The sequence below is a fragment of the Streptomyces sp. NPDC002884 genome (assembly GCF_040295245.1).
Classification (GTDB): domain Bacteria; phylum Actinomycetota; class Actinomycetes; order Streptomycetales; family Streptomycetaceae; genus Streptomyces.
The window spans coordinates 112,274-122,749 of record NZ_JBEOVB010000028.1 but is presented as its reverse complement, the minus strand read 5'-3'; the positions used below and the strand labels follow the sequence as shown (position 1 = coordinate 122,749).

The window sequence follows — 10,476 nt, the reverse complement described above, 5'->3', positions numbered from 1 at the left end:
GACGAAGGTGAGGCCCTCGACCTCCTGCTCCACATAGCCCCCCGCTCCGATCCCGACGACGCCCAGGTACAACAGCGCCGCCCCCCACCCCGCCTCCTACCGAAGGTGTCGTTCCGCGAACTCCAGTTCCAGTCGTACCTGCTTGATGCGTTCGTCCACCACCAGCGAGCCGTGGCCCGCGTCGTAGCGGTACACCTCGTGCACCGCTGCCCTCGCCTCCAGGCGCCTGACGTAGTTGTCGATCTGACGGATCGGGCAGCGGGGGTCGTTCACGCCGGCGGAGATGTAGACGGGGGCCCGCACGTTGTCGACGTACGTCAGCGGGGACGAGGCCTCGAAGCGCTCCGGGACCTCCTCGGGGGTGCCGCCGAGCAGCGTGCGGTCCATCGCCTTCAGTGCCTCCATCTCGTCGTGGTAGGCCGTGACGTAGTCGGCGACGGGGACGGCCGCGATGCCCACGGCCCACGCGTCGGGCTGGGCTCCGAGGCCGAGGAGGGTGAGGTAGCCGCCCCAGGAGCCGCCGGTGAGGATCAGCCGGGCGGGGTCGGCGAGACCCGAGCTCACCGCCCATTCCCGGACCGCCTCGATGTCCTCGAGCTCGATCAGGCCCACCCGGTGCTTCAGGGCGTCCGTCCAGGCGCGGCCGTAGCCGGTGGAGCCTCGGTAGTTGACCCGGACGACCGCGTAGCCGTGGTCCACCCAGGCCGCCGGGGCCGCCGCGAAGGCGTCGCTGTCGTGCCAGGTCGGGCCGCCGTGGATGTCGAAGACGGTGGGCAGCGGGCCGGTGGTACCGGCGGGCCGCTGGACCAGCGCGTGGATGCGGCCGCCGGGGCCCTCCACCCACACGTCCTCCACCGGGACCGAGCCGGGGGACTTCATGCCGGGAGGGTCCAGGACCACTTCGCCGGCCGTCGAGCGGACCACCGGCGGCCGGGCCGCGGACGACCACAGGTACTCCACACTGCCGTCCGGACGGGCCGTGGCCCCGGAGACCGTGCCGGGCGGGGTCGTGATCCGCTCCGTCGCGGCGCTCGCGAGGTCGTAACGGAACAGTTCGCTGCGGGCCTCGAAGCTGTGCACGATGAGCAGGCCCGAGCCGTCCGGGTACCACTCGGCGCTGACGTCGCCCGGCAGGTCCAGGTCCAGGTCCGTCTCCAGGCCGGTCGCCACGTCCCAGACCAGGGGCTCCCAGCGGCCTCGGCGCTGGTGGCCGATCAGCAGCCGGGTGTCGCCGTCGACCGGGGCGAAGCCCAGCACCTCCAGGCCCAGCTCCTCGACGCCGCCCTTGGTGTCGTCCAGCTCCGCGACCTTCGAGCCGTCGGGGCGCAGGACCCGCAGCGCGGAGTGCATCGCGTCGCCGTGCTCGGTGTGCTCGACGGCGATGAGGGAGCCGTCGTGGGAGAGGTCGCCCACGCCCGCGGACTCCCGGTGGCGGTACAGCTCGAAGGGGGGCTCGCCGACCCGCGCCACATGGATCGTCGTGCCCTCCTCGTCCGTGGAACGGCCGACCACCGCGGTACGGCCGTCGCGGGCGAGGGCCAGGCCCGCCGGGTAGGAGGCGTCCAGGCCCGGGGTGGCGGGCTCGTCGGCTCCGCCGCCGAAGGGCTGACGGCGCCAGACGCCGAACTCGTCGCCGTCCTTGTCGTCGAACCACCAGATCCACGCGCCGTCGGGGGAGAGCACGCCGTCCGTCGTGCCGTTGGCCCGGTCGGTCACCTGGCGCTGGTGGCCCGTGGCGCGGTCCCAGGCGTACAGCTCGTACGTCCCCGTCGCATTGGAAACGAACAGGGAGCGGTCCGGCGCGTCCTCCGCCCAGTCGGGCAGCGACACCCGGGGCGCCCGGAAGCGCTTCTCCCAGTCGGGCATCTCCTCGTACTGCTCGGGTGCGGCGGACCCGTTGCTCTCAGTCATGACCCCATACTGCCCGCCCGCGAGGCCGATGGGACGCCAAGGTCCCCAGGCTGTGGACAACTTCCCACCGACTTCGCACCTCCTTCGCACCGACGAGCCCCGCACAAGCCCTCCCGAGCCCTCCCGAGCCTCACCCCGCGGGCGGCCGCCCGGCGGCCGCCCCGTACCGTGGAGGGCGTGTACCGGTTCCTGCTGACGCCCCGCTGGTGGGGGATCAACGTCTTCGTGCTGCTGGCCATCCCCTTCTGCGTGTTCATGGGGTCCTGGCAGCTGAGCCGGTTCGAGGCGCGGGTGGACGACCACCGCAGCGCGAAGGAGCTGGCCGAGTCCGCCCGTACGGAGGGCGCGCGACCGCTGGCCGAGCTGCTCCCCGTGGACAAGTCGACCTCCGGCCGGCGCACCACCGCCACCGGGCACTACGGCGAGCAGCTGCTGGTGCCCGACCGGGAGCTCGACGGCAGGAACGGGTACTACGTGCTGACCCTGCTGCGCACGGACGGCGGCAAGGCGCTGCCCGTGGTGCGCGGCTGGCTGCCCGGCAGCGCCGACTCCGCGAAGGCCCCGAAGCCACCGGCCGGCCGGGTCAGCATCACCGGCACGCTCCAGGCCTCCGAGACGCCGGGCGACAACGGGGTGAGCGCGCGGGGCGGTCTGCCGGCCGGGCAGACCTCGGCGATCAGCGCCGCGTCGCTGGTCAACCTGGTGCCGTACGACCTCTACGACGCCTGGGTCACGCTCGGCACCGCCGACGCGGGGATGACGGCGGTGCCCGCGACCGCGGCGGCCGACACGGGGCTCGATCTGAAGGCGTTCCAGAACCTGGGCTACACCGGCGAGTGGTTCGTCTTCGCCGGGTTCGTGGTGTTCATGTGGTTCCGGCTGCTGCGCCGCGAGGTGGAGTTCGCCCGGGACGCCGAGCTCGGCATCCTCCCCGAGGAGTCGGAGGAATCAGAGGGGTCGGAGGAGTCCGTGGCGCTCGGGGGGTCCGAGACGCCCGGGGACTCCGACGCCGGCTCAGCCGGTCGCGACGAGCGGCTGGTTCAGGAAGACGCCAGTACGCCCGTCCGGTAGATCGTCCCCGCGCACGCGCCGGACACCGTGGCCACGCTCGTCGGGGAGCCGCCCTCGGCCGTGTAGGACACGTTCACGCTGCCGTCGACCGTGCCGTCCTCGGTGTACAGCTGGGCCGAGGTGCCGGAGGTGGTCTCGCCGGTCGTGCTCGACTGCTCGGTCGGGGTCGGGGAGGGGGACGCCGAGCCACCGCTGTCGCCGCCGCTGCCGCCACCCGTGGTGGGGCAGGTCTCGGAGGGCACCCAGGCGAACTTCACCTCGTAGGCCGAGCCGGGGGCGAGGGCGTGCTGGGTGACGTAGAGGGAGGGGTCGGGCAGGCCGGCCGCCACGTCCCCGGAGGCGTGTTCCACTACGGTGATCTTCGCGGCGTCGGCGGCGCCCTGAGCGCCGAACGTCACGGAGACGGCGCCGCTGACGGTGCAGGTGGCGCTGGAGGCGTTCTGGACGAGGAAGGTGCCGTAGACGGTGCCGGCCGCGTCGGGGACGGCGACGCTGGGGGTGCCGGCCTCGAGCTGGTCCGCGGCGCAGGCGGGCGCGCTCGCCGCCGACTCGGAGGCGGGGCCGGTGCCGCTGGAGGCGGTGCCGCCCTCGGACTCCTTGCCCTGGCCGGAGTCGGTGGCGCCGCCCTTGCCCTGCTCACCGGTCTTGCCGGAGGAATCGCCGACCTTGCCCGAGGAGCCGCCGTCGGGGTTCTTGCCCTGATCCGCTCCCCCCTGCGCCTGTGAGGCCTGGCCGGCGATGGAAGGGTTGGCGTCGGAGCCGCCTGCGTTCGAGACGTGCAGCACGGCCGGGACGGCGGTGCCGAGGAAGAGGGCCGCGGCCGCCATGCCGACGGCCGCCTGCCGCTTGCGGGCCCGCCGGACGGGGACGGCCCGCCGCAGGTGGTCCAGCGAGCCGTCGCGCGGCTCCATCTCCTGGACGGCGTCGTGCAGCATCCGGCGCAGTGCCAGCTCGTCCGAGTCGAGCCCGTCGGGGCCCTGGTCGTCGAGGTGGTGGTTCACGGTTGAGTTCCCAGCGTGCGATTGCTTCGGCTCTTGTGTACGCGACGAGGACGTCGGCTCGTGCCACGCGAACGGTTCGTGGCGCTCATGACCGTCGTGGCTCCCGCGTGGGCCCTGCCCTTCGGCTTCACCGCTCACGCCGGCTCCTCCATGGCTATGCGCAGGGCGGCGATGCCACGCGAGCCGTAGGCCTTGACCGAGCCGAGCGAGACGCCGAGGGTCGCGGCGACCTGGGCCTCGGTCATGTCGGCGAAGTAGCGCAGCACGAGGACCTCGCGCTGACGGCGCTGAAGGCCCTTCATCGCCTTGATGAGCGAGTCGCGCTCCAGCAGGTCGTACGCGCCCTCCTCCGCGCTGGCCATGTCCGGCATCGGCTTGGAGAGCAGCTTCAGGCCGAGGATGCGGCGGCGCAGGGCGGAGCGGGAGAGGTTGACGACCGTCTGCCGCAGATAGGCGAGGGTCTTCTCCGGGTCACGGACGCGTTTGCGCGCGGAGTGGACGCGGATGAAGGCCTCCTGGACGACGTCCTCGCAGGAAGCGGTGTCGTCGAGGAGGAGGGCGGCGAGACCGAGCAGCGAGCGGTAGTGGGCCCGGTAGGTCTCGGTGAGGTGGTCGACGGTGGTGCCGGCTGCCTCGGTCTTCTCGGCGGCGACGGTCGCTTCGGCGGTTTCGGCGCCGTCACGCTGGCTGGGGACGCGGGCGGGCCGCGCTGCGGGCATGGGCGCGATCACCGGCATGCCGCCGGGCGTGCCGGGCATACGGGGTCGGAGGACGGCTCGCGGCGGCCGAAGGGCCGCGCCGCGGGGCGCCACTGGGAGTTCGAGTACCTCTGCCACGCCAGTTGGACACACTTCCCCCCGTGGGGGTTGTACGCGTCCGGCGTCACGTTTACGTCGACCAAGGCCCCGCGCACCCGTCTCATCTGTCCCGCTCTTCCCCTATAAGCCATATGAACGGGCGTCCCCACGCCCAGATCGTCGCGTCCCCGAACGCTGTGATCGTTCACACGTCTACGTACACCCCGAGGGGTGAACGCAAAGACGCTCCCCGCCCTCCGCACGGTTGCGGAGAGCGGGGAGGAAAATCTTCGGATGCCAAAGGTGTCCGATACAAGTGGTTCGGATCGACGACCGGCTCACATTGCACTGCAGATCCTACAAACCCACCAAGCCCTGGCCAGCGCTTTTACTCCCCGTAGCACCCCGCGGCCCGCCGACAGCACCCCGCGGCACACCGACGGCACCTCGCCGCCTGCCGTCGGCACCGCGCCGCACGACCCGGCAGCACCGCGCCGCCCGCCGGTGCGGCCGCCTCACGACAGCTCGGCCGCCACCAGCTCCGCGATCTGCGCGGTGTTGAGCGCGGCCCCCTTGCGCAGATTGTCCCCGCACACGAACAGCTCGAGCGCCGTCGGGTCGTCGAGGGCCCGCCGCACCCGGCCCACCCAGGTCGGATCGGTGCCGACCACGTCGGCGGGCGTGGGGAACTCCCCCGCCGCCGGGTTGTCGAACAGGACGACACCGGGCGCCGTCGCGATGATCTCGCGGGCGCCCTCCACGGTGACCTCGTCCTGGAAGCGGGCGTGGACGGTGAGGGAGTGCGTGGTGACCACGGGGACGCGCACGCAGGTCACGGCCACCGGAAGCTTCGGCAGCCCGAGGATCTTGCGGGACTCGTCCCGCACCTTCATCTCCTCCGACGACCAGCCGTCCTCGCGCAACGACCCGGCCCACGGGACGACGTTCAGCGCCACCGGCTCCGGGAAGGGACCGGTGGCGTCGCCCACGGCCCGCCTCAGGTCACCCGGGCCGGTCCCCAGCTCGGTGCCGGCGACCAGCGCGATCTGCCGCCGCAGCGTCTCCACCCCGGCCCGCCCGGCCCCGCTCACCGCCTGGTACGACGACACCACCAGCTCGCGCAGCCCGTACTCGGCGTGCAGCGCGCCCAGGGCGACGATCATCGACAGCGTCGTGCAGTTGGGGTTGGCGACGATCCCGCGCGGCCGGGTCCGCAGCGCGTGCGGATTGACCTCGGGGACGACCAGGGGCACCTCCGGGTCCATCCGGAAGGCGCCGGAGTTGTCGACGACGACCACGCCCTTGGCGGCCGCGACCGGCGCCCAGTGCGCCGCGACGTCGTCGGGCACGTCGAACATGGCGACGTCGACCCCGTCGAAGGCCTCCTCCGACAGGGCCACCACCTCGACCTCCTCGCCGCGCACGGCCAGCTTGCGGCCGGCCGAGCGCGGGGAGGCGACGAGTCTGATCTCACCCCAGATATCGGCCCGCTGGGACAGGATCCCGAGCATGACCGTGCCGACGGCCCCGGTCGCTCCCACGACCGCGAGGGTCGGCCGCACCTTGTCGGCCATCAGCGGCCGGTGCCCCCGTAGACGACGGCCTCGTCGCTGTCGGAGTCGAGCCCGAAGGCGGTGTGCACGGCGCGCACGGCCTCGTTGACGTCGTCGGCGCGCGTCACGACCGAGATGCGGATCTCGGAGGTCGAGATCAGCTCGATGTTCACGCCCGAGTCGGCCAGGGCCTTGAAGAAGTCGGCCGTGACGCCCGGGTTCGTCTTCATCCCGGCGCCGACCAGGGAGATCTTGCCGATCTGGTCGTCGTAGCGCAGCGAGTCGAAGCCGATGCCGGACTTGTTCTTCTCCAGGGCGTCGATGGCCTTGCGGCCCTCGGCCTTGGGAAGCGTGAAGGAGATGTCCGTCAGACCGGTGGAGGCCGCGGACACGTTCTGCACGATCATGTCGATGTTGATCTCGGCGTCGGCGATCGTCCGGAAGATCACGGCGGCCTCGCCCGGCTTGTCCGGCACACCGACGACCGTGACCTTGGCCTCGGAGGTGTCGTGTGCGACACCGGAGATGATGGCCTGCTCCACCGGCTTTTCCCCTTGCTGCTGTGTCTTCGGAACGAGTGGCTCACTGCTGACCCACGTGCCCTGGAGTCCGCTGAAGGACGAGCGGACATGGATCGGGATGTCGTAGCGGCGGGCGTACTCCACACAGCGGTGGAGCAGCACCTTGGAACCGGAGGCCGCGAGCTCCAGCATGTCCTCGAAGGCGATCCAGTCGATCTTCTGCGCCTTCTTCACCACGCGCGGGTCGGCGGTGAACACGCCGTCCACGTCGGTGTAGATCTCGCAGACCTCGGCGTCGAGCGCGGCGGCGAGGGCGACGGCCGTGGTGTCGGACCCGCCACGCCCCAGCGTGGTGATGTCCTTCTTGTCCTGGCTGACACCCTGGAACCCGGCGACGATGGCGATGTTGCCCTCGTCCAGCGCGGTCCGGATGCGGCCCGGCGTGACATCGATGATCCGGGCTTTGTTGTGGACGGAGTCGGTGATGACACCCGCCTGGCTGCCGGTGAACGACTGGGCGCTGTGGCCCAGGTTCTTGATCGCCATCGCCAGCAGGGCCATGGAGATCCGCTCTCCGGCGGTCAGCAGCATGTCGAATTCCCGGCCGCTGGGCATCGGGGATACCTGCTCGGCGAGATCGATCAGCTCGTCCGTCGTGTCGCCCATCGCGGAAACGACCACGACCACCTGGTGGCCGTTCTTCTTCGCTTCCACGATCCGCTTGGCGACGCGCTTGATGCCCTCGGCATCGGCTACGGAGGAGCCTCCGTACTTCTGCACGACAAGGCCCACGTGCGCTCCTCGCTCAGTTTGTCTGTTTCCGCACATACGCCCTTGTACTGCGGTCGGCTCAGTCTAACGAGCGCCCGAAAACCGCCTCCCGAGTCCCGCATGATGAGACTCGGTGAGGCTCGCGGAAGAAGCCGGAACAGGGTCCGGGCGCCCGTCGTCGGGTTGTCCCTTCCCACTGACGCCGAAGTGATAGCTGTGAATTAAGTTTCAAGCACTATCGTGCGGCTGTGCACGTACTCCTCGTGGAAGACGACGAACCGGTCGCCGAGTCGCTGCGACGCGGACTGAGGCGCTACGGCTTCGAGGTCGACTGGGTCACCACGGGCGCCGCCGCGCTCTCCCACGCCGGCCCCTACGACGTCGTCCTGCTGGACCTGGGCCTGCCCGACACCGACGGGCTCGACGTGTGCAAGGCCCTGCGCGAGCGCGGCGACGTGCCGATCATCGTGATCAGCGCCCGCAGCGACGAGACGGACCGGGTGGTCGGCCTGGAACTGGGCGCCGACGACTACGTGACCAAGCCGTTCGGCGTGCGGGAGGTCATCGCGCGGATACGGGCGGTGATGCGGCGCGTGCGGCCGCGTACCGCGGGCGAGGGCACGACCGGCGGCGCGGACCGCTACGGCTCCCGGCTGGGCATCGACCGCAAGGCGGCCCGCGTCCACGTGGACGGCGAGGAGATAGCGCTCGCGCCGAAGGAGTACGACCTGCTGTCCTTCCTCACCGAGGAGCCGGGCGCGCTGATGTCGCGCGAACAGATCATGGAAGCGGTCTGGGACGCGAACTGGTTCGGGCCGACGAAGACGCTGGACGTGCACGTGGCGGCGCTGCGCCGGAAGTTCGCCGGGGTCATCGCCATCGAGGCGGTGCGGGGAGTGGGCTTCCGGCTGGAGATAGTCGGCGGGACCGCACCCGGCCCGACCGGCCCCGGCCCGACCGGCCCCGCGTCATGATCAAGCAACTCATCCGCAGCTATGTGCTGCTGGTCGCCGTCGCCATCCTGCTGTTCACCGTGCCGGTGGCCTTCACCCTCACCGCCCAGCTGCGCGGCGACACCGAGGTGTCCATCGAGCGCGAGGCGACCACCATGGCGCTGCTGCTCGGCAACGGCGACACCGTCTCCTGCCAGGCGCTGGAGGAGATGGCCCGGGCGTACGCCGTGGAGACCGAGGACGAGGTGCAGGCCACCACCACCGCCGGGTGCACGCCGGCTCTGCCGCGCCCCGAGCGGGACGCGGCGCTGGCCGGGGCCCTGGAGCAGGGCCGGTCGACCACCGACTGGGGGTCGGACTTCATCTGGGGCCGCGACCTGGTGATCACCGTCCCCGCGAAGGACGACGGCCAGGTCGTCGGCGCCGTACGGATCGTCTACTCGACCTCGGGGCTCACCCACAGGCTGTGGACGATCTGGGGCTTCCGGGCGGGCCTCGCCGTGACAGTGCTCGGTGTGGCGGCACTGATCGGCGCGGTCGTCGCCCGCCGCATCACCCGCCCCCTGCGCCAGCTGAACGACATGGCGAGCAAGTTCAGCGACGGCGACCTGACGGCCCGCTCCCCCGTGACCGGCCCCCAGGAGACACAGACCCTGGCCCGCACCCTCAACCAGGCCGGCGAGCGCCTCGACACGCTGATCGCCTCGCAGCGCAACTTCGTGGCGGACGCCTCGCACCAGCTGAGGACCCCGCTGACGGCGCTCCGCCTCTCCCTGGACAACATCGCGGACGGTGTCGACGACGAGTTCGTGCGGGAGGACGTGGAGCAGGCCACCGCCGAGGTGGTGCGGATCAGCCGGCTGGTCAACGGGCTGCTGGTGCTGGCCCGGGCCGAGGCCGGGGTGACGGTGGCGGAACCGCTGTCCCTGACGGACATCGTGGCGGAACGCCTGTCGGTGTGGAGGCCGGCCGCCGACGAGCGCGGAGTCACCATCGCGCTCAGGGGGAGTGTTGTCGACGACCGGCCGTCTGTGCTGGCCGGCCCCGGTCATCTGGACCAGGTGCTGGACAACGTGCTCTCGAACGCCCTGGAGGTGTCGCCCGACGGCGGGGAGATAACCGTCCGGACACACGCGGAGGGCGACCGGGTGGTGCTGTCGGTCCTCGACGACGGTCCGGGCATGTCCGACGCGGAGAAGTCCCGCGCCTTCGACCGCTTCTGGCGCGGCCAGGGCCTCACGGGTCGCTCCGGTTCGGGTCTCGGCCTCGCCGTCGCCAAACAGCTGGTGACGGACGACGGCGGGACGGTGACCCTGACGGACGCTCCCGGGGGCGGCCTGTGCGTGCGCATCACGCTCCGGGCCGACCGGCGGACGGGCTGATCAGCCCTCGGGCATCGCGGACGAGTGGTGGTTGACGATCTTCCACACGCCGTCGCGCTTCTCGTACTCGTAGGTGTAACGGGCCTCGACGACACGCTTCTCGCCGGTGTCGTGGTCGGTGAGCGTGAACGCGTAGACGCCGGTGTCGACGGCGGAGTTGCTGTCGAGGACGTTGACGATCGTCCGGACCTTCTTGCCGACCGGCTTGTTCTGGAGGAAGTGCTCGAAGTAGTCGACGATGCCGGCCCGGTCGGTGCGGATCTTGTTGGAGACGGTGGGCAGCAGGACCGCGTCCCCGGCGTACCGGTCCGCGACGACCTCCGCGTCACCGGTCCGCAACGCGGCGTTCCAGCCGTCGAAGAGGGCGGCGATCTGCTTCTTGGTGGGCTTCGAGGGCTTCTCGGAGCCGGCCGCACTGACTCCGACCGACACCGTGGCGGCGGTGACGACGGCGGTGGCGGTGACGAGGGCGGCGCGTATACGGGTCTTGCGGGTCATCGCAACTCCTGTGCGGCT

The 10,476-nt window shown here is 71.4% G+C and carries 9 protein-coding genes; 3 read left to right on the top strand and 6 right to left on the bottom strand.

The annotated features are described in order from the left end of the window. Window positions 1–96: 96 nt before the first annotated feature. The gene (locus ABT070_RS35935; RefSeq protein ID WP_351767028.1) at window positions 97–1,911 is read right to left on the bottom strand and encodes a S9 family peptidase; all 1,815 of its coding nucleotides are present in this window, start codon (window positions 1,909–1,911) and stop codon (window positions 97–99) included. Between the two features lie 177 nt (window positions 1,912–2,088). Here ABT070_RS35935 and ABT070_RS35930 point away from each other — a divergent pair, with 177 nt between their 5' ends. Then, window positions 2,089–2,982 (top strand): SURF1 family protein, encoded by an 894-nt coding sequence (locus tag ABT070_RS35930; RefSeq protein ID WP_351767027.1) that lies wholly within the window; start codon window positions 2,089–2,091, stop codon window positions 2,980–2,982. Here ABT070_RS35930 and ABT070_RS35925 read toward each other — a convergent pair. The 4 genes from ABT070_RS35925 to ABT070_RS35910 form a co-directional block, all read right to left on the bottom strand. Beyond that, window positions 2,952–3,983, bottom strand: a complete 1,032-nt coding sequence (locus tag ABT070_RS35925; protein ID WP_351767025.1) for a hypothetical protein — start codon at window positions 3,981–3,983, stop codon at window positions 2,952–2,954. The two genes, ABT070_RS35930 and ABT070_RS35925, sit on opposite strands and share 31 nt — an antisense overlap. Before the next feature lie 134 nt (window positions 3,984–4,117). Further along, entirely contained in the window at window positions 4,118–4,741 is a 624-nt protein-coding gene (locus ABT070_RS35920; protein ID WP_351767023.1) for a SigE family RNA polymerase sigma factor, read from the bottom strand. Window positions 4,742–5,295: 554 nt separating this feature from the next. After that, complete coding sequence (locus ABT070_RS35915; protein ID WP_351767022.1) at window positions 5,296–6,354, bottom strand: aspartate-semialdehyde dehydrogenase; 1,059 nt, start codon at window positions 6,352–6,354, stop codon at window positions 5,296–5,298. Further along, window positions 6,354–7,646, bottom strand: a complete 1,293-nt coding sequence (locus ABT070_RS35910) for an aspartate kinase (protein ID WP_351767020.1) — start codon at window positions 7,644–7,646, stop codon at window positions 6,354–6,356. Before ABT070_RS35910 ends, ABT070_RS35915 begins: the two co-directional genes overlap by 1 nt. 227 nt (window positions 7,647–7,873) lie before the next feature. Between ABT070_RS35910 and ABT070_RS35905 the strand changes: the two genes are divergently transcribed. Next, entirely contained in the window at window positions 7,874–8,599 is a 726-nt protein-coding gene (locus ABT070_RS35905; RefSeq protein ID WP_351767019.1) for a response regulator transcription factor, read from the top strand. After that, window positions 8,596–9,960 (top strand): HAMP domain-containing sensor histidine kinase, encoded by a 1,365-nt coding sequence (locus tag ABT070_RS35900; protein WP_351767018.1) that lies wholly within the window; start codon window positions 8,596–8,598, stop codon window positions 9,958–9,960. Before ABT070_RS35905 ends, ABT070_RS35900 begins: the two co-directional genes overlap by 4 nt. Here ABT070_RS35900 and ABT070_RS35895 read toward each other — a convergent pair whose 3' ends face one another. Beyond that, window positions 9,961–10,458 (bottom strand): SgcJ/EcaC family oxidoreductase, encoded by a 498-nt coding sequence (locus tag ABT070_RS35895; RefSeq protein ID WP_351767016.1) that lies wholly within the window; start codon window positions 10,456–10,458, stop codon window positions 9,961–9,963. It lies immediately after the preceding gene. Window positions 10,459–10,476 lie beyond the last annotated feature (18 nt).